This is a genomic window from Arcanobacterium pinnipediorum, from assembly GCF_023973165.1.
Classification (GTDB): domain Bacteria; phylum Actinomycetota; class Actinomycetes; order Actinomycetales; family Actinomycetaceae; genus Arcanobacterium; species Arcanobacterium pinnipediorum.
Window position 1 is genome coordinate 69,074 of record NZ_CP099547.1, and the last position, 19,933, is coordinate 89,006.

The 19,933-nt window shown below is 50.6% G+C and carries 17 protein-coding genes and 1 tRNA gene; 8 read left to right on the forward strand and 10 right to left on the reverse strand.

From position 1 onward, the window contains the following. Positions 1-7 precede the first annotated feature (7 nt). Together NG665_RS00280 and NG665_RS00285 are read left to right on the forward strand one after the other, a co-directional pair. The gene (locus NG665_RS00280; RefSeq protein ID WP_252673340.1) at positions 8-1,024 is read left to right on the forward strand and encodes a glycosyltransferase family 2 protein; all 1,017 of its coding nucleotides are present in this window, start codon (positions 8-10) and stop codon (positions 1,022-1,024) included. A gap of 159 nt (positions 1,025-1,183) precedes the next feature. Next, entirely contained in the window at positions 1,184-1,801 is a 618-nt protein-coding gene (locus NG665_RS00285; RefSeq protein ID WP_252673341.1) for a dTDP-4-dehydrorhamnose 3,5-epimerase family protein, read from the forward strand. A gap of 151 nt (positions 1,802-1,952) precedes the next feature. Here NG665_RS00285 and NG665_RS00290 read toward each other — a convergent pair whose 3' ends face one another. The 3 genes from NG665_RS00290 to NG665_RS00300 all read right to left on the reverse strand — a co-directional run bounded on the left by NG665_RS00290 (position 1,953) and on the right by NG665_RS00300 (position 4,816). Then, positions 1,953-2,846, reverse strand: a complete 894-nt coding sequence (locus NG665_RS00290; RefSeq protein WP_252673342.1) for a glycosyltransferase family 2 protein — start codon at positions 2,844-2,846, stop codon at positions 1,953-1,955. 1 nt (position 2,847) lies between these two features. Further along, the gene (gene rfbA / locus NG665_RS00295) at positions 2,848-3,723 is read right to left on the reverse strand and encodes a glucose-1-phosphate thymidylyltransferase RfbA (RefSeq protein ID WP_252673343.1); all 876 of its coding nucleotides are present in this window, start codon (positions 3,721-3,723) and stop codon (positions 2,848-2,850) included. 205 nt (positions 3,724-3,928) lie between these two features. Beyond that, positions 3,929-4,816 carry an apolipoprotein A1/A4/E family protein gene (locus NG665_RS00300; protein ID WP_252673344.1) on the reverse strand — a complete coding sequence of 296 codons (888 nt, stop codon included), beginning with the start codon at positions 4,814-4,816 and terminating at the stop codon, positions 3,929-3,931. A gap of 302 nt (positions 4,817-5,118) precedes the next feature. On the opposite strand from NG665_RS00300, the gene NG665_RS00305 reads away from it, so the two are divergent. Both NG665_RS00305 and NG665_RS00310 read left to right on the forward strand, forming a co-directional pair. Further along, on the forward strand, positions 5,119-5,640 hold the full coding sequence (locus NG665_RS00305; RefSeq protein WP_252673345.1) for a peptidylprolyl isomerase: 522 nt from the start codon (positions 5,119-5,121) through the stop codon (positions 5,638-5,640). Positions 5,641-5,721: 81 nt separating this feature from the next. Continuing rightward, entirely contained in the window at positions 5,722-6,297 is a 576-nt protein-coding gene (locus tag NG665_RS00310) for a rhomboid family intramembrane serine protease (RefSeq protein ID WP_252674116.1), read from the forward strand. Positions 6,298-7,130: 833 nt separating this feature from the next. Here NG665_RS00310 and NG665_RS00315 read toward each other — a convergent pair. Then, complete coding sequence (locus tag NG665_RS00315) at positions 7,131-7,400, reverse strand: cell division protein CrgA (RefSeq protein ID WP_252673346.1); 270 nt, start codon at positions 7,398-7,400, stop codon at positions 7,131-7,133. Between the two features lie 124 nt (positions 7,401-7,524). Here NG665_RS00315 and NG665_RS00320 point away from each other — a divergent pair, with 124 nt between their 5' ends. After that, entirely contained in the window at positions 7,525-8,457 is a 933-nt protein-coding gene (locus tag NG665_RS00320; protein ID WP_252673347.1) for a class E sortase, read from the forward strand. A gap of 3 nt (positions 8,458-8,460) precedes the next feature. After that, the gene (locus NG665_RS00325) at positions 8,461-8,616 is read left to right on the forward strand and encodes a hypothetical protein (RefSeq protein WP_252673348.1); all 156 of its coding nucleotides are present in this window, start codon (positions 8,461-8,463) and stop codon (positions 8,614-8,616) included. 133 nt (positions 8,617-8,749) lie between these two features. Here NG665_RS00325 and pknB read toward each other — a convergent pair whose 3' ends face one another. The 6 genes from pknB to NG665_RS00355 form a co-directional block, all read right to left on the reverse strand. After that, positions 8,750-10,651: a Stk1 family PASTA domain-containing Ser/Thr kinase gene (gene pknB, locus NG665_RS00330; protein WP_252673349.1), complete on the reverse strand. Its 1,902-nt coding sequence runs from the start codon at positions 10,649-10,651 to the stop codon at positions 8,750-8,752. Between the two features lie 83 nt (positions 10,652-10,734). Further along, on the reverse strand, positions 10,735-12,180 hold the full coding sequence (locus tag NG665_RS00335; RefSeq protein ID WP_252673350.1) for a peptidoglycan D,D-transpeptidase FtsI family protein: 1,446 nt from the start codon (positions 12,178-12,180) through the stop codon (positions 10,735-10,737). Next, on the reverse strand, positions 12,177-13,715 hold the full coding sequence (locus NG665_RS00340) for an FtsW/RodA/SpoVE family cell cycle protein (RefSeq protein ID WP_252673351.1): 1,539 nt from the start codon (positions 13,713-13,715) through the stop codon (positions 12,177-12,179). The genes NG665_RS00335 and NG665_RS00340 overlap by 4 nt, the downstream gene beginning before the upstream one ends. Then, positions 13,712-15,016 (reverse strand): PP2C family protein-serine/threonine phosphatase, encoded by a 1,305-nt coding sequence (locus tag NG665_RS00345; RefSeq protein WP_252673352.1) that lies wholly within the window; start codon positions 15,014-15,016, stop codon positions 13,712-13,714. Before NG665_RS00345 ends, NG665_RS00340 begins: the two co-directional genes overlap by 4 nt. Further along, positions 15,016-15,474: an FHA domain-containing protein FhaB/FipA gene (locus tag NG665_RS00350; RefSeq protein ID WP_252673353.1), complete on the reverse strand. Its 459-nt coding sequence runs from the start codon at positions 15,472-15,474 to the stop codon at positions 15,016-15,018. The genes NG665_RS00345 and NG665_RS00350 overlap by 1 nt, the downstream gene beginning before the upstream one ends. Beyond that, positions 15,471-16,169, reverse strand: coding sequence for an FHA domain-containing protein (locus NG665_RS00355; protein ID WP_252673354.1), 699 nt, complete (start codon positions 16,167-16,169; stop codon positions 15,471-15,473). Before NG665_RS00355 ends, NG665_RS00350 begins: the two co-directional genes overlap by 4 nt. Before the next feature lie 240 nt (positions 16,170-16,409). On the opposite strand from NG665_RS00355, the gene NG665_RS00360 reads away from it, so the two are divergent. Together NG665_RS00360 and NG665_RS00365 are read left to right on the forward strand one after the other, a co-directional pair. Further along, positions 16,410-16,493: transfer RNA gene (locus NG665_RS00360), tRNA-Leu, on the forward strand. 639 nt (positions 16,494-17,132) lie between these two features. Beyond that, on the forward strand, positions 17,133-19,910 hold the full coding sequence (locus NG665_RS00365; RefSeq protein ID WP_252673355.1) for an MSCRAMM family protein: 2,778 nt from the start codon (positions 17,133-17,135) through the stop codon (positions 19,908-19,910). Positions 19,911-19,933 lie beyond the last annotated feature (23 nt).

Sequence of the window (19,933 nt, forward strand, 5' to 3'; positions counted from 1 at the left end):
CCGAGCAATGCCTTTTATTAGCATTATTATTCCTGTCTATAATGCAGAAGAATATATCGAATCGTCGCTCAGGACGATCACCTCTCAGAGTTTTGATGATTGGGAAGTTATCCTCGTTGATGACGGATCTACAGACAATTCGCCTGAAATATGCGACGATTTTGCACAAAGTGATTCACGAATAAAAGTTATACATCAACAAAACGCTGGAACAAGTGCAGCTCGAAATACCGGAATCGCAGCAGCAACTGGACAATACCTCACGTTCATGGATAATGATGATTGGTGGCGCTATGACGATGTGCTAGCAAAAATGAAACAAAAGATCACCAGCACTGGAGCCGATGTGCTCTGTCATATCAATGTAGATTCCAACTCAGATGGCTCGCAGTTATTTGACTACGGTGTGCCTGGCGTAGAAAAAGAAATCGACTCGCTATCTGCAGATCAAATAATAAAATTATTGGCTGATCGTGCTCTGCTCGCCAGTGCGGTTTGGACTAAGGTCGTTCGCCGGCAGTTTATTATCGATAATGACATTATCTTCCCGGTTGGAATGCGCAACGAAGATACTGACTGGAGCGCGAAGGTTATTTCCCTATGTGCCTCTATAACATGGCTCGATGATAGTTTTTATGTTTATCGGCGCGGGCATGAGTATGCCCAAACATCGCATCGCCTAACCCAATCAGCGGTTGATGATCTTCAAAAAATTTTACAACGCCATCTCGATGCGAGTACCGAACTGAGTCGAGCACGTCAACAATCACTTTTTGCTTTCCTGGCATACCCATTTCTTGTCTGGATTGGGCAAGCCCAAGCTTTAGGTTTATTCACTAAGGCGGATGAAAACAAGGATCGTAACCAGTTACTCGCTCAATTTCCCAAAGTTGCACGCGAAAGCGGGCGCAAATCAGTACACTACGCATATCTGATGAGTCGTGTTATTGGCTTATCTGCGATGGTGCGTAGCCTAGGCGTGGCATTTAGAAAGAAATATCCGCATCACGTTGCAAAACGTTAATCTCTATTGAGCGAGGGTCATGATATTTAGAGACTCAAGCATATCGCGTAACGTGGGCTAACTGTTTTATCTAGTACAGTATTGTGGACTTTCATTCCCAAGATAGTTCCTGCAATGGCGTAAACTGGCTGTATCGCTTGATGAAATATAGGAGCTAGTATGTTAATCGAACCATTATCCATTGAGGGTGCTTTCCGAATCACCCCGAAGCAATTCCCTGATTCGCGCGGCTTATTCCTCGAAGCCTTCAAACAAGAAACCTTCGTTGCAGCAGTGGGCCGGGAGCTCGATGTCCAGCAGGTCAATACGTCGGTATCGAAAGCGGGCACAGTTCGCGGCATCCATTTCGCTGACGTGCCACCCTCGCAAGCAAAATATGTGATGTGCCCCCAAGGAGCCTTGCTGGATTTCGTGGTTGATATTCGCGTAGGTTCGCCAACATTTGGCCAATACGAATCGGTGCTTCTTGACGATACCGATCGTCGAGCTATCTTTATCTCGGAGGGGTTGGGTCACGCTTTTATTGCTCTTGAAGATAATACGGTGGCAACGTATTTGTGTTCTGCGCCGTATGCTCCTGGCCGCGAGCACGGTGTGAAGCCTACGTGTTCGACGTTGGGTATCCCGTGGCCAACCGTTGATCGAGCGGGTAATCCGATGGAACTTTTGCTCTCTGAAAAAGATACGGCCGCTCCGGGTTTGCGAACCGCGCAAGAGCAAGGTTTGCTTCCTTCTTATGATGAAGCAATGGCATTTATTGATTCACTGCGCAAGTAGTTTGTGTTGCTGCGCGGATGGTGAGTCTGCCTCAGGTAACATCACGGTGGTTTAACCGCTAGGTTGGGGTGGCTCAAAGCTACATGCTTTGAGCCACCCTGGGCAGACGGTAACGTTGGCGTTGGCGGTGAATCTAGCGTTGGCGGTGAATCTAGCGTTGGGCTGGCGGTGAACCGAGCTTGCCCATTCGCCGTCGGATCCCATCGCGCACACCACGGAAAATCAGGTGTGCACGCACACTTCGATCAGGACTCGTCAAGATAGTAAACGCAGCAAAACGCGTAATCCAGTAGCCGTATCTGATACGCCACGGCAACGGTAGATCTGGGTTGCGCATAAGCTCAAAAGTATTGCGGGTCAAATAATAGTTACGAATCGGGGAGTGGACGTGGATAGTCTTTTTACGACCCGTTATCTTTATGCCCTTATCTCCAAGTGAATGTGGCAGTATCACGGTTGGAATCGCCAAGAGCCGATAGCCATGCTTGCGCGCACGCATACACCACGCTAAATCAACATGGTCGATAAAATACTCGGCCGGCATGAATCCGATCTCACGCAAAACATCAGCCCGGATAAGGCACCCGGAAGCCAGTAAGAATGACACTTCAAGCGGCTCAGTAGAATCCAGCCGGATATCAGGGCGTTTAGGCCCCCACGTATGGTCGGTATAGACCAGTGGCTCATCGCCGTCGTAAGGTGTAGGGCCGACGGCGGCTACATCAAGGTCAAGGTGTAGGGCCAGGTCACCAACCAGTGTAGGTCCGGGCACTGAATCCTGATCGAAGAGAATAACCCCGCGTGCCCCACGTCGCAACGCCATATCAATTCCAATGTTTTGCGCTGCACCAATCCCAACGTTTTTCTGCAACGGCAATAGTTGAGCCTGATTCTCGTCGCACGCCACAACCAGATGCTGTGGCGTCACCTCAGAATTATCGACCACAATAACTGCGCCGCACTGGCTCGCAAGGCTGGCGATTAACTCAGTAACATCAAGTGGATGATATGTGACGACGACGGCGAAAATAGCCGACGAATCCACCTTAGGCGTTCTTTCCGCGAGCTAGAACGCTCATGAGGTATTCACCGTAACCAGATTTACGTAGCGGTTCGGCGCGTTCGGCCAGTTCGTCGTCGGTGAGGAAGCCCATGCGCCACGCAACTTCTTCAGGGCAACCGATCTTCAAACCTTGGCGGGCTTCGACGGTGCGCACGAAAGAGGTAGCGTCAGCAAGCGAATCGAAAGTGCCAGTATCTAGCCATGCAGTACCCCGAGGCAGAACTTCGACCGTGAGGCGACCTTCGCGTAAATAGTGTTTGTTTATGTCGGTGATTTCGTATTCGCCGCGCGGCGAAGGTTGTAGATGTGATGCGATCTCTACGACGTCGTTATCGTAGAAGTACAAGCCTGGAACAGCATAATTGGACTTTGGTTGCGTGGGCTTTTCTTCGATTGATAATGCCCGGAATTCGTCATCAAATTCGACGACGCCGTAGCGGTGAGGATCATCGACATGGTAGGCGAATACTGCGCCACCGTTGGGGTTGATGTGGCGGCGCAACCGGGTTCCCATTCCTGGGCCGTAGAAGATGTTGTCTCCTAAAACCAGGGCTGCGGGTTCGTTGCCAATGAACTCTGCACCGAGTACGAACGCTTGTGCTAGTCCGTTGGGTTCGTGTTGTTGTACATAGGAGAGGTTGACCCCGAGCTGGGAGCCATCGCCGAGCAGACGCTGGAAACTAGCAGCATCGTGTGGGGTGGTGATGACGAGGATGTCTTGGATGCCGGCGAGCATGAGGGTGGTCATCGGATAGTAGATCATGGGTTTGTCATACACTGGAACAAGTTGCTTCGAAATGCCCTGTGTGATGGGGTGAAGCCGGGTTCCGGAGCCACCTGCCAAAATAATGCCACGCATAGTTCAACCTTCTTCCTTTTCGATAGCGTTCTTGGTGTGCTATCTGCTACGTATGCTTACTATTATGACCCATATTTGGATCAACTGGGAGTCAACGAGGTAATAACACGAAAATCGGTGTATTTCGCAGTGTCGCATGTGTTGTGCGCACGAAATACACCGACTTTCTAGGTGTTATAGGTTCATTGACGTGAACGTATAAACCTTAATTGGCATCTTTGTTTTCGATGTTTTCAGCAACCTCGAGTGGGGTTGGAATATCAGAATCGGAGACCTTTTCTACCATATCCTCAGCAACGTCTTGTGCTGTGGAAGCCATCTCGGAGACTTTCTCTTCGACCTTGCTTTCTGCCTCGTTCACCTTTTCGCCTGCTTCGTTGAGCTTTTCTTCAACGGTGTTCAAAGCTTCATCGCTAGGAACAGTGAGATCTTCCCAGTAGGCATCTGCCCATGGATCTTCAACGGGCTTCGAGCGTGCCCATGCTAGATAGGCTGCGCCAAGAGCTGCGCCTACAACGAGGGTAAGGCCAACGAACTTCTTGCTGCCGGATTTCTTCTCGTTCTTCTTTGCCAGCTTCATAGCTTTCTTCTCAGCTTTCTTAGCCAGCTTATTGGCCTTCTTTAATTCACGGCGTGAAAGAGTTACTGCCTTGGTGGCATGTTCATCGGCTGAGGCTTTGATTTCTGCCAAAGCTGCGTTTGCTGCCCGCTTTGCGCGTGGCAGATAATCTTCCTTAACCCGATCGGCACTTTCAGCAACGAAAGACTGGGCTTCATCAACGTATGGGCGAGCAGCTGTAACTGCTTCTTCGACGTAGGGCTTAGCTTTCGTGACTGCCTCTTCAACTAGTGGGCGTGTGCGCTCGTAGGCTTCACGTGCGGCGAGATTTGCTCGCGCAACCGCATCTTGAGCAACTGGAACGAGCTTCTCAGCGGCTTCTTCGATTCGCGGTTCTGCCCATGTGCGGGACGTATTGTATGTATCGGCAACCTTCGCTAGGAAAGATCCGGTTGCTGTAGCAGCCTGCTCTTTGAGCTTCGTTGCTTCTTGTGCTGCCTTTGTTGCGGCAGTCTCGCGCTTAAAGAAAGACATTGCACCACCTCCAAGTTGTGTCGCTATGAATTGTTCGTAGCGAGCTTTCTATTGTGTCTATTGTTTCACGAAATAGCGATGTGTTGCATTCAAACAGGCAATATTGAGTGATCTTGTTCGCGCTGAACCGAATTATCGGTGTATGTAACTGAGGTATCGGTGTTATCGGTGTATGTAACTGAGGTATCGGTGTTATCGGTGTATGTAACTGATGTATCGGCGTCGATGGGGGATTTTCGCTCTTAGCCACTGAAGTTGTGTTCGTAGTGGCTCGCGGGGCGCAGGTGTGCAAGGATGGGACTATGAAAGCATTAATGACAACTTCAGTTGGTAATATCTCCCTCGAACTCTTCGCACAGCAAGCTCCGCAAACGGTTGCAAACTTCACCGAACTCGCTACTGGAAAGCGGGAATGGACTGATCCAGCTACTGGGGAAAAGTCTACTGAGCCGTTGTATAACGGCACGATTTTCCATCGCGTTATTGACGGTTTTATGATCCAAGGCGGCGATCCGCTCGGTACTGGTACTGGCGGGCCAGGATACGTCTTTGATGATGAAATCTCTGCAGAGCTTACTTTCGATGAGCCATACCTGTTGGCTATGGCCAATGCAGGTAAGCGCATGGGTAAGGGAACTAACGGTTCTCAGTTCTTCATCACTGTTGCGCCAACTCCTTGGCTACATGGAGCCCACACTATTTTCGGCAAAGTTATCGATGATGAATCCAAGGCGGTAGTCGATAAGATCGCTACTACTCAAACTGGGCCAATGGATCGCCCTGTTGAGCCAATCATGATTGAATCTATCACCATCTCTGAGTGATTGATATTCTCACATAAACCACTCTATTCCTGCCCCGCATTGATGCGGGGCAGGAATAGTTTTTAACGTAAGCGAGTGTTTATGAATAAGGTCGATATTCCACCAGTAACAGCTGTGATGAGTGGACTGTGTGTTTTAGCGTCTTTGGTAACTTATATGTTTTCCGATGTGCTCTATGATTACGCCTTTGTTCCTGCGCTGGTGAATGTAGAGCCTTGGCGTATTCTCACCGGTGCTTTTTTGCATAGCGGGATACTGCATTTGGGGTTTAACGTGATGTCCTTGATGTTCTTGGGGGCAGAGCTAGAGCCGGTGCTGAAGAAATTCTGGTTTACTGGGCTGTATCTTGCCAGTGCGATTGGTGGCCACGGCGCAGTTTATTTGTGGGTTTTGTGGACTGGCCAGTGGAATGTCGTCACTGTGGGTGCTTCGGGAGCAATCTTCGGCCTTTTCGGCGCTCTTGTTGTACTGACCCGAGCCCTAAAATCTAATATGCGCGCGATACTTGTTTTGCTGGGAATTAACGTCATGCTTGCGATAACAACTCCGAGCATTTCTTGGCAGGCGCATCTGGGCGGATTTATTACCGGGGCGCTTATCGCTGCTATGTGGTGGCGACTCAATCGCCGTCCAAAAAAGATGCACGGCGGATGGTAGTAAGGCACTGCGTGTCTTACAGTGCTAGTGGCGTGTTTAGGTGGCTCGAAGGATATTTGTGTTTTAGCTTCACCATTGCGTGTACTACCCAACTCTACGATGTGTTCGGGGTATGGATCAGCTGAGCGATGCGTTTTCGTCCAGTGTATAGACGAAAACATATCCGTCACGCAACTTTTGGTGTGAGCCCGGCTTAACTACCGGCCCGTCCATCTAGTTACCGGCTCGGCAACCAAACAATTCACCTAAATCTCACATCAGCTCTCTTACGCCGCATTCAAACACCACTTTCTGTCGATTGTCAGCCTTTCTAGGTCCATCTCGGCTATCAATCGCACTCGTTAAACCCATCTCGACTGCCACTCAGTGCTTCCAGAGCCTATTTCAGCTACTATCCAGCCTGTTTCCAGCCGTGATAAGACGAGAAGTTGTGCCGAAACCGGGGTATTTGGGGTGATGTCCCCGTATATGAGGACATCGCCCCAAATACCCCGGTTTTGAAACAAGCCAACCCCATCACCAGCCTTGAAAATCCGACATTTCAGAATAAAACCGGGTTTGATTGGCCGGCTGAGGCTGTTTACGTAGATTGCTGAGGGTGAGCAGGCAGGAAACGCGATAGTTATGGGATGGTAGGCAGGAAAAACGGCAACTGTGCAGATTGTGCCCGGTGGCAACTGCGTGGATTAGGCCAAGTTGATTTCAGGCAGATGGCATCCATTTGATTTCAGGCAGATGGCATCCATCTATAACAGTGGTAGCATGACAACACGAAATAGTGGGCGAAGGTGAATAACCTTTGCCCACTATACCGATTAGGTAACAGGGTGAAGCTACTTCCAGCCCATCGTCATTAAGAAGCCCACCATCATCAAACCAATGCCAACAAACAAGTTGCCGTTGCCGAAACCTGGGATAGGGGCTTGGCCGTGTGATACATAGGCGGTAACAACAACGATCAAACCAATGACGGCTAAGGCCACCATTACGGGTGCCCACCACTGTGGGGAACGTTGAAGTTGTGGGGCTGGACGCTCTTGCTGCTGACGCGAAGCAGCAATTCGGCGCTCTTCAACCTTCTTACGTTTCTTAGATTCAGGCATATTTTCCTCGCTCAAAGTGAAACTAACTAGTATAAGACTATCGGTATATGAGCTTACACGGTAGTTTTAAAGGAGATATACCCGTATAGTGAGCAAAAGAAAAGTAATTTGAAGGAGTCAACCATTGGCACAAGATACTGAACTATCTGAAGTAGCCCTTCCGCCACGGCGCCGATCTGCGCTACCGCGCGAGTCGCGGGTACTCGTGGGGAGCGATGCAGGGCAACGTGTTGATGGAGCCTTTGACGTTGCTCCAACGATTGAACATCACGAAACACAACCTACCGAGCAGCTAACACCGCAGCGCCGGAAAAAAGGAATCTTTTCGATCGTTTTAGGAGTTATCGGGGAGATCCTGATTACTTTTGGATTAATCGTTGCGGGTTTTATTGTGTGGCAGCTATGGTGGACCTCCGTTGTTGCAAACCAGGTACAAAGCGAACAGCTCGATGACTTCGCAAAACTGAACGGGACAGCACCAACTGTGGTTGCCCAGCCAGTGCAAACCGATCCGCCACCGTTTACCCTTAATCCGGGGCACGGGCAGATGTTCGGCGTTGTCCATTTCCCATCATTTGGCAAGGCCGCAACCCGTACCATGACCGAAGGAACCACGAACTGGGACATCCTTGATAACGGCGGATTCGGCCACTACGAAGGAACAGCATGGCCGGGCGAGATTGGGAACTTCTCTATGGCTGCTCATCGTCGTGGCAACGGTGATGCCTTGATGTTCGTTGAAGAATTCGAACCAGGCGATCCCATTATCGTCGAGACTGCCGACGCGTTTTACGTCTACCGTATGACAGACCATGAGCTTGTTACCCCAGATAAAGTACGCGTGGTGTCCCCTGATCCATATAAGGCGCGTGAAGCTGAAGAAAATGGTACCCAAGTTACGGAATCTCCTTCGAAGCGCTTAATCACTCTCACCACCTGTCACCCGCAATACACTTCAACACATCGGTGGATCGTGCACGGCGAGTTAGACTATTCGATCCTACGCTCAGAGGGTATGCCCAAAGAATTGCTTGAGATGAATGCGAAGGAAGGCTGATAGATGTATTACGGATTATGGCGACTCTTGCCCGGGCCGAAATGGTTTAAAGCACTCGAAATGTTAGCCTTGTTGGCTGGAGTTATTTATCTGCTCTTCACGTATCTGTATCCGTGGATTTACTACACCACTGGCTGGTTTGATAACACCGTGGGTTAAAGCCAGTGAGCCTGGCTAAGCGAGCCCAGTTACGGAACCAGCCCTAACAACACCAGCCCTAGCAAGGTTGTGGGTCAGTACTTTCACGTACTGACCCACAACCTTGCTATGTTCTCCCAATATTTAGACCGGGTTACGGATTAGACCTACCGGGTTGGTTTGAATCGCCTGGATTGCTTGGGTTATTAGGTCGAGTTCCCGTATTTGAACCGGAATTTGGATTTTCGGTATCGTCGCCATTACCGGTCGAATTATCGCTCGGCGGATCAGGATTCGACGGCGGTAAAACCGGTTGGGAAGGTTTCTTAGCAACCCAGAGCGTCACCTTAGTATCATAAGGCACCGTTCCTGCCTGCGGTTCCATGTTGAATACCGTGCCTTCTGGGAATTGCGGATTTTCCGAAGTCACAACAGTTACCGATGGAATCTTGAGTGTATCGGTGAGATAGGCTTCGGCAACCTCGCGCGACTGGCCAATAACGTGTGTAGTGATATCAGCGCCATCAAAAACGATATAGCCGGAAGCTACAACGATATTAATCGATGCGCCTCGCTCAACCTGCTGGCCAGCAGCCGGAGAAGTATCGGTCACAATATCGCGCGCATTGCCCGGTACGTCCTTGATATCAACCCGGCCAACTTTCAACCCGAGTTTCTCTAGCTCACGCTTGGCAGCATCTTGGTTGTATTTTCCGGTAGTAAAGTCAGGCACAGTGATTTTCCCAGGGCCAGAAGAAAATGAAACGGTTACGGCAGAGCCGACCTTAACCTTCGTACCAAACGCCGGATCGGAAGAAACGAATTTTCCTTCCGGGATATCTTTATCTTCTTGTGGCTCCCCTAGAACAAATGTTAGTCCGACTTCTTCGAGACGTTGACGTGCTGAGACCTGGTTGGTTCCATCGAGATCAGGAACAGCAACAGTTGTTGGTTCAGTAGGCGTTGGAGAGTTATTGCTCGATAGTAGCGCCCACGCTAACCCGACGCTGGCAACAACCAGTAGCAAGATACCTAAAATGATGTAGATAGCGTTATTATTCTTCGACGGCGCTACTGCCGGTGTCACACCGGTTTGAGTCGTTGTTGTTTGCGGTATCGCTGTAGTAGCTGGAGCAGGTTGCTGTTGAGCAGATAGGATCTGGGTACCCCATGTTGCTGAAGCTGGGGCGCTTACGTGCCCGCCACGCAACGCCGAAAGCAGATCGGCGCGCATATCGATGGCACGCTGATAGCGATCTTCGCGTTTCTTTGCCAACGACTTCATCACCACTCGGTCGAGCATTTCGGGAATGTCAGGTGCGATCGTCATCGGTGACGGCGGCATTTCAGAAACGTGCTGGTAGGCGACAGCAACTGCAGAGTCACCACGGAAGGGGGGACGGCCGGTGAGAAGTTCGTAAAGGAGACATCCGGCGGAGTAGAGGTCGGAGCGTGAATCAACGACTTCGCCACGGGCTTGTTCCGGGGAAAGATATTGGGCCGTGCCCACAACTGAATTCGTCTGCGTCATCGTAGCGGAAGAATCGGTAAGCGCGCGCGCAATACCGAAGTCCATCACTTTAACTTTGCCGTCATGGGTGAGCATAATATTGCCCGGCTTAATATCGCGATGTACGATGCCTTCGCGGTGTGAATACTCCAACGCAGACAAAATGCCGATCGATATTTGGACTGCTTCGTTAATCGGTAGCGCGTCCCCGTTTTTTAACAGCTCTGATACGGTACGGCCTTTGACGTATTCCATAACGATATATGGCAACGATATGTCTTGGCCCGTATCGTTAGGGACTCGTTCTTCGCCGGTATCGTAGACAGCTACGATGGATGGATGATTTAGCCCGGCAGCACTTTGCGCTTCGCGCCGGAAACGTGCAACAAACGTCTGATCTGTAATCAGGTCTGATCGCAAGATTTTAATGGCAACAGTTCGGGATAGTCGAGTGTCATATCCAAGGTGAACTTGGGCCATGCCGCCACGGCCGATGAGCTCTCCGACTTCGTAGCGCCCACCCAACATACGTGGGATGTTTATCATTCTCGAGTTCCTTCCTGGATCACTTAACTGTTTTCCAGTCTGCCTTATCTTGATAGTGAAGTGTGTAATTGTTCGATTGCGATTTAGTCACGATTGAGTGCCGCCTCGAAGATCTGCCGTGCTATCGGGGCTGCGATCTGTGAACCGCTGCCACCTTCTTCAACCACGACCGCCAGTGCAATACGTGGATTCTCAGTAGCGTCAAACCCAACAAACCATGCATGATCTCCGCCGTCATGCCCGGTCTCTGCGGTGCCAGTTTTACCTGCGATTTGCACATTGCCGAGCGCTGCTTTGGTTCCGGTTCCGCCGTTAACTACTCCGATCATCATAGAACGTAGAATCTGTGCCGTTTGGGGTTTGATGGGAGTGGAGTATTGGGTGGGTTGTGTTTCAGATAGTAGCGCAAGATCGGCGGTGAGGGTCTGGGCAACCACGAAGGGTTTCATCATCACTCCGTTGTTTGCAACTGCTGCACCAACCATCGCCATGTTTAACGGAGATACTTCTACATCGCGCTGGCCGAAGGAGTCCATGGCGAGGGTGGCTGAATCTGCGGGGAATGGGAACTTTGAGGCGACCACTTGGAGTGGGATCGTGAAATCTTGATTGAAACCGAAATCGGTTGCCATGTCGATGAGATTTTGGCTTCCGACTTTGACGCCTCCGATCGCAAATGGCGTGTTGCACGATTCGGCAAAAGCTGTTGCCAGTAGGACGTTTCCAGAGCCATCGCCGCAGGGTTGTTCATAGGCGTTAAATATTTCGTGTGTTGTTCCGGGCGGACTGTAGGAAAATGGTGCTTCGACGATCGAATCGGCGTCTAAGCCGAGAGTTTCGATCATTGCCGCGGCGGTTATGATTTTGAAGACGGAGCCGGGTGGGTATAGTTTTCCGCCTAGTGCCCGGTTCGCTAGGGGGCGTTGTTCGTCGTTGCTGAGGGTGGTCCAGGTTTCGGTTGCTACTGCAGAATCGCGGGTAGCTACGAAGTTTGGATCATAGGAGGGTTTTGATACTAGGGCTAAAATCTTGCCGGTGGCGGGTTCAATTGCTACTACTGCGCCACGGTGGTCGCCTAGGGCTTGCCAGGCGGCTTGTTGAACTACTGGATCGATGGTGAGGGCGACGGCGCCGCCTTTGGGTTGTTTTCCGGTGATGAGTTGTTCGATACGTTGGGTAAATAGTGCTGAATCCGAGCCGCCTAGTACTGAGTTTTCTTCACGTTCGAGGCCGGTCATGGAGTTGAATGTTGTGGAAAAGTATCCGGTTAGTGGCGCGTAGAGTTCACCTTGGTGGTAGGTGCGTAGGTATTTGTATTCATCGTCGTAGGGTTCAGAGGTTACGATTGGTTGCCCGGCTACGATGATTGGCCCGCGGTCGGTGCCGTATTCGCGCCATAGTGTGCGTACGTTGCGGGTATCGGCGTTGAGTTCGGGAGCTTTGAAGAATTGGATGTAGGTTACGGCTACCATCAGTGTCACAAACATGACGATGGTAATTGCGGTGAGTTTTCGGATCGCTAAGTTCATGCCTTCTCCTCTTCTGTGATGCGAGGAACAGCAGTTGTTTCCATTTGATCGTCGGGTGAAGGTGACGAATTATGTGTGGTGACGACGACGCCGGTGGCGGTTTCGTCGTCGGTGGCGGTTTCGTCGTCGTTGATGAGTTTCGCGGGAAGTTCGCCGGTTGAAATCGTCGAAAGTGGTGTGGCGGGGGCGGTGAACGGGCGACGGGCCGAATCGGACATGCGTAACAGAATGCCGATAATAATAAAGTTTGTCAGTAGCGCGGAGCCGCCTTTTGCTAGGAACGGCATGGCTAAGCCGGTTAGTGGGATGACTCGGGTGATTCCGCCAACAACGACGAAGCATTGCAAAGCTATTGTGAATCCGAGGCCGGCGGCGAATAGTTTGCCGAAGCCGTCGCGGAGCGCAACACCTATTTTCATTGCTCTGGTGACGATGATGACGTAGAGGGATAGGATGCCGAGCAGGCCTACTAGGCCGAGTTCTTCGCCGAGGGAGGCGATAATGAAATCAGAGTTGGCGGCGAATGAATTCGCGGGGCTGCCTTGGCCTAGCCCGGTACCGAATAGTCCGCCAGAGGCCATACCGAACCAGCCTTGGACGAGCTGATAGGAGCCGTATTGGGCGTCGTAGACGTCTTGGTCGAAGGCGTGTAGCCAGATTGTGAATCGGGCTTGAATGTGTGGCATGACTTGGATGATAAGCCAGACCCCGGCCGTTGATAGTAGTCCGCCGATCACGATCCAGGAGGTGCGTTCGGTTGCGACGTAGAGCATTGCGACGAAGAGACCGAAGAAGAGCAGTGCGGTTCCGAAGTCGCGTTCTAACGCCAAGATGCCCATGCAGGTTAGCCATGCGATGAGGATGGGTAAGGAGTGGCGGAGTCGCGGAAAGTGGATACCGAGGAATTTTGGACCGGCTAGTGAAAGGTTGTCGCGTTGTGTGACGAGATATCCGGCAAAGAATACGGCGAGGAATATTTTTGATAGTTCGGCTGGTTGGAAGGAGAATCCGGCGATGTTGATCCATAGTTGTGCGCCGTAGATTTCTACTCCGAGGCCGGGCACTAGTGGAAGAAGGAGTAACAGTAAGCCGACGATTAGTGAGATGTAGGTGATGCGGCGTAGCCAGCGGTGGTCTCGTAAGAATCCGATGGTTGTCATCATGAAGATTAATCCGACGAATGCTAGTAGCATTTGTCCGCGAGCATCTGGATTGTCTCCGCGGGCTACGAGCTGGAAGTCTATCCGGTAGATCATCGCCAATCCCAGCCCGGTGAGCATTATTGATGCGGGGAATAGTATCGGATCGGCGTAGGGAGCAAATCGGCGGATCAGCAGATGGCAGAGGAGAAGAGTTCCAGCTCCGCCGCCGGCGATGAGGGTGAAATTATCGGGGAGTAGTTGTGGCGGTTGGGAGTTGTGGACTCCGTAGTATGCCAAGATCCATGCGCCGAGGACGGCGATGAGGGCAAAGATGAGCAGGCCGAGTTCTTGGCCGCGCCCGGAGCGGGCTGGTTGGGTGCTGACGATGCTCATGGGCGATCACCCGAAGATTCTTGACTATCGGGGTTTGTATCTTGGCGGGTAGTGCTTGGCTCCGGGCTTGCCGGGCTTGGTTGCTGGTCTGGGTTTGCTGGGGCAAGTATTTGTTGTGCGGCGAGGTCGCGTACGACTTTTCGTGCTTCGCTTAACGATCCGCGGGTAATTGGGGTGTCGAGGCGGCGTTGTGCTACTGGGGTGAGTTTGGTGAGTTTTATCGAAGTTTCTTGATATACATCAGATAATTCTAGGGGACCAAGTGATTGTGGGATGCCTTTGAAGATAGCGACGTTGCCGTTGTTAACTGAGACGTAGTATTGATTTTGGGTCCAGTTGTATCCGGCGGTTAATCCTCCGGCTAGGACGAGAAGAAGGATGAGTGAGACTGCGATTCGGGCTATCCAGCGCCGTCGGGGAGCTTCTTCTGTTACGTCGAGCGTTGTTTGGCTTTGTTCGGGATGTGCTAGGGATGCTAATTGCCCGGCTGCAGATAAACCGGCTCGCGTTGGCTTGGTGCGATCGATAGCTGCTGAGCCTACGATGATTGGTCCGCGATCGTAAGATGAGCCGGTTCCGGGGTCGTCGACGACGTCAGCGAGGACGAGCGTAACATTATCGGGGGCACCGCCAGCTAACGCTAGTTCGATGAGTCGTTCCCCGCAGGCGTCGAGATCTGGGAAGGTTTGGAGGGTGTGTTCGATTGTTTCGTCAGAGACGACGTCGAAGAGGCCATCTGATGTTAGTAACCATCGATCTCCGGGTAGGGCTTCTCGTATGGAGGTATCGACGTCGGCTGGTCCTTCGGCTGCGCTAATGTTGCGCATGATGACGTGGCGTTTGGGGTGGTGGAGTGCTTCTTCGGGTGTGAGTTCGCCGTGGTCTACTAGATATTGGACGAGAGTATGGTCGCGGGTGATTTGGGCGAGTTTGTGATCTCGTAGGAGGTAGGCGCGCGAATCGCCGACGTGTACCATGCCGAGTTTGTTTCCGGTGCGCAAGATTGCGATGCAGGTTGTTCCTAGTCCGGCTAGTTCGGGGTCTTGTGTTACTAGGTGGACGAGTTGTTCTTGGGCGTTGTTGAGTTGTTGTTTGAGTAGTGGTAGGAGATCTTCTGCTTGGTGGGAGTCGTCTATTTGGGCTAGGTGTCCAACTACGACGGAGGATGCGACGTCGCCACCGGCGGCTCCGCCCATGCCGTCGGCTAAAACGAGGAGGTGGGAGGAGGCGTATCCGGCGTCTTGATTGGATTTTCGAACCAGGCCGACGTCGCTAAATGCGGCGTAATCAAAGCGGATCATTAACGTAGCTCCATCGTGGTTTTACCAATGATGACCGGGACGCCGATAGATAGTTCGACTGGTGATTGAATTTTTTGTGTTCCTACCCAGGTGCCGTTTGTGGAGTTGAGGTCTTCGATGTACCAGGTTTCACCTTGGAGATAGAAGCGGGCGTGGCGTGAGGAGGCGTAGCCGTCGTCGAGTACGAGTGCGAGATCTGGGGAACGACCAACGGTGATTGCCGATGTTCCTAGTGGGATCGCGGTGCCAGTTAGCGGGCCACGCACGACGACGAGGTGGCGTGGTTGGGTGGCGGGTTGATCGTTGAGGGGGGCGCGTTTTGGTGTTTGGCCGCGGTTGCGATCTCGTACTTTGATGCCGAAGATGTCGTTGCGGATTGTGACGAGCATAAAGATGACGAGGAGCCAGATCAACGCTAGGAAACCGAAGCGTAGTAGGGTGACGACTAGTGGGCTCATAGTGGCTCCGGGGAGGTCCAAAACATGATGCGGGTGTGGCCGATTGTGATTGTGTTTCCGTCTACGAGGGTTGCGGCGGAGATTTTGTGGCCTTCAACGAAACTTCCGTTGGTTGAGTTCAGGTCTGTTGCGATAACGCCCGATGGTGTGACGCGCAGTTCGAGATGTGTGCGGGAAATACCGGAATCATCGAGTTGGATATCGGCAACTGAGCCTCTGCCGATGACGGTAACTGCGCCGGTGAGGATGTAGCGTTCTCCGTTGACTTCGATGATTGGGTTTTGTGGCGAGGCGTGGGGGGTTGTTGCTGGGGCTACTGAGCCGCGCCGGGTGTGGCACGATACTTCGATCTTGCCGCGGGGTTGAGTTGAGGATTCGGTGAAGGTTATCGATACTGGGCCGAGGAAGACGTAGGTTTGTTCGCGGGCGTAGCTGGTGGCAATGGCGATGAGTTCGTCGCGTAGTGCTTCTTCGTCCCATTCGGAGATTTTCTGGAAGTCGTGGCTAGATAGGGTGAGGGTGAACTCGTTGGGGGAGACGATGCGGTCGCGAGAAATTTCTGCGGAGCGCTCGTCCATGGAGCGTTTGATGGCTGACGCTAGTTCTACTGGTTTGACTTCTGATTTGAAGGCGCGCGAAAAAACATTCTCTACTGCGTTTTCCACAGTTTTTTCGATTTTATCGAATGCACCCATTCGCCATTTCCTTACCTTATATCGCTACATCGAGGTGTTTATGTCAATCTATAGGTTTCCATATTTTATGACACTATGCTAACTCTACGTCTAATAGTCGTAGCGTATCTAGTGCCGTGTTGGAAATGGACGGATTTTGGTGAGCCGATGCGTAGCGTAAACGCTCGCTATATCAGGTGTTTGGACTTGCATTGCGGGAAGAATCGCGTGTATCCTGACGTAGTTCCTGATGGAATATTTGCTCGAGTGGCGGAATAGGCAGACGCGCACGGTTCAGGTCCGTGTGCCCGCAAGGGCGTGGGGGTTCAACTCCCCCCTCGAGCACCGTATGTTATAGATCTTGTGTGTGGTTGTTGAACCCAGTCGCAGATCTTGCCCGATATATTCTACTTACTCCCAGATATGTACTTTTTGCTGGTATTTCAGCGTATTGTGGTGGTTTATAGCATGATTTCGCTCGTTGCCTGACTTTTTCTTGAGGAAAAATTGCCATATGTAAAAGCTCACTAACGGATTTTTCTAGAAAAATATGTGTTCCAGAGGTCGAAATTTGAGCCGGGCAGAGATAGTTGAACTTTATAGAATAAGGCAAAAGTCAGTATTTTCGCCGAAAGTTACGTACTGCCTCAACTCTCGTAAAATGTAAAAGACTTATATAACAAACTTTACGAAAAGGCAAATATTTCGAAAAGCCGGGGGGGGGGGCGAAATACAGAGAAATTTTTTTTACCGTAAACTGGCAACAGAATTAAAAATTGCTAACGGAAATTTTCGTCCAGCAATGATTGTCAACTAGGTTTGTGATTCTAAAAAACAACGATGTCTACGGTGCGGCGTACTGCCGCAGTGTAGCTTGTTATGTTTCAGAGCGTATTTTCTGGTTGTCCATCTCGAATCTTTAATATGTGAAACACTCAGGGATTGGAAGGAATGCGCGTGCAGAGTAGAAGAAGAAGTGGTCGGATGAGCGCAAGTGTGCTCGTCTGTACTCTTGTTTTAGCACTGATCCCAATTGCTGGTGTTCAGAATCTAGCTCAGGCAGAGTCTGATGGTAGCGAGAATCCAGAGATTGCCAGTACCGTAGAGGTAACCGATAAGCTGGAAACTGGCAATGAATCTTCGGCTCCGGTCGATGCTGTGGCTACGAATGAGGCGCCAACGGCACAAGAAGCCGAGGCAACTCCACCTGCCGAAGTTGGAAGCGATGCGAGTTCAGATGAACCCGAGCAAGCTGATGCTGAATCGCCAGAACTGAATGTGGTTGATGACGAAGATTTCTTCGGGTCAGAACCGCTATTAGCTGTGCGTGCAGCTGTTGATGATCCGCTTCTCAACGCAGCTCATGTCTGTAACGATGGTGATTTCTTCACGCTCGGCTCCCGAGGCGCGGTGCGTTACATTAAATACGATCCAGTATCAAAAACCTCGAAAGTTGTTCAGACCATGGATATTCCGTTCGGAACGTTCAAGTGGAGCAATAATAACGATGGTGGAATCCCTTCGCCTTCGGGAGTAAATTATCGCCCGGAATTCCCAGGAGGTGATGACGCCTACTTCGATGGCTTGGCAGTAAGTGGCGAAAGAATCTTTGCGCTTAGCCAGAAGAGCAACGAGAGCGCCAATGCGAATGGTGCCTACGATGAAGGCGTCGTTATATATGAGTATGAAACCGGGCCGAAGCAGTGGTATGTCCATACCAGAAATGGGCGAGTTGAAAACTCGTGGGGCACGCAAACTTGGGATGGCGAAACCATTTATAAGGATCGTGTTCCGCAGGGATCACATGGCATTAATTCATCTCCGATCAAACCAACTTTTTCGCCAAGATACGGGAATGCCGACAAAACTAACACCTTTTCTAAGGCTGATACGAATTTTCTTGCTGGAGTCCTCTATCCCGATGGGACCTATGTGTTCGGTGGAACAACTGGGATAAGGAATAAAAAGGACAATACCTCTGAGTTTAAAACATTCGCCCGGAAGCCAGACGGTACCATCGTATATCTAGGTCACACCAAGATATCTGCAAGCCACGATAATGTTACTGGTGATTATGTTGTAGGTGAAAACGGTGATCTCTATATTGCGACCGTATCCCAAACAATTTCACTCTTTGGTCAGCCTGGTACTTACGAGGTGAGTCTAACCCGTCTAGCCGCATCAGATATTCGTTCTAGCATTGATAATCCAGTAGCAACGTGGAATCCCGCTAGAAGTAACTGGTATAGCTCCGGTAACAGGATTTTTGACCACTCACTGAAGAATAGGCTCGGCACAACTCCTCGAGAAATAACGAGTGATCCCGTTTTTTCAAACGTAACATTCAAAGACACCACGGCGTTCAAAAAGTTCACTATGGGAGGCTTGAGCGTTTCGTCGACCGGCAAGGTAGTAGTGAGTGTATACGGTACGGAAATAGTTAACTACGAAACTAAAAATACCTATACTCGATTCTATCAATTCGATCCCAAAACCGCTGATTCCCAAAACTTTGTTGATGCGGACGCACTATTCGATAACGATAATTATACTCCGGTAAATATGTGGCAGATTGACGCTGGAAGCTCGAATAAGGGTGTTACAGACATGACTGGCTGCCCTATTCCTCTGCCAAGAGTGTCGTTCAAGGTGGACAAAGACATCAGCGGTGAACGATATTCACCTGCGGATCAGTTTGAATTTAGTGCGGCTTTGAGTACGGGTGAAGAGTTTACTGGCGCCACTACTGGTACAACAACAGGTCCTCGTGAAGTTATCGCGGAACAAAAAGCACCAGTTGGTTCCGTTTTGACGCTAACTGAACGGTTTACCCAAGGTGCAGTAAAAGAGAATTACACGACCACTCTTACGTGTCGCGATGAAGCTGGCAAGACACATAACCCGAAGGCCGGAACGACAAACGAATACGAACTTACCGATGCTATTACCGGTGTGTTGACGTGTACCTTCGTTAACACAGCTAAACCTAAGCCTACCTATGAGTTCAAGATTCATAAGGTGTTGCAGACCGATAATGGTAATATCGCGGGAAATAATGTCGAGTTCGGACTCTACCGGGATAATAACGGCACTCGGGGCGCCTTAATCGAAAAGAAGGCGACGAATGCTCAAGGTAATACTTCGTGGACTAACTTAACTGCAGGTCAATATTGGCTGGTTGAAACTCGTGCTCCAGAAGGATATCTGCCTGTTGCAGATAAGAAATACTTAGTCGATAAAGACACTGTTGTTAACGGCGTCTATACGGCTCCCGATATCGTCAATCTTCCTAATACACCTGGAATTTTGACCATCGAAAAAGTCGACTCCAGCGATGTCACTAGCCACTTGGCTGGTTCAGAGTGGAGTTTAGAAAAGTTTGCTGGTAACAGCTGGCAACCATATCTCACAATAGTTGACGACGTGTCGGCAACTACTGGCGCGAACACTATCGACCGTGATAACCGTGCCGGTTATCTAAAGGTTGAGAAGCTACCGTTAGGTCAGTACCGCTTGACCGAAACACGCTCACCTGTGGGATATACGCTGCCAGTAGATGCGCAACGGATAAAAGAATTTACTGTTACCACTCAAGATTTTCGGTTTGAATACAAGATTCAAAACGAAAGATTCGTCGGTCCGACTCTTCCACTGACTGGCGGTCTAGGAAGAGATCTATTCCTCTTCGGGGGATATGGCGTGCTCATTGTAGCCGCAACCGTCATGTTGGTGTTTGGGTATAGACGTACAAAAACAAACTAAAACCAACGATAACCATTAGATAC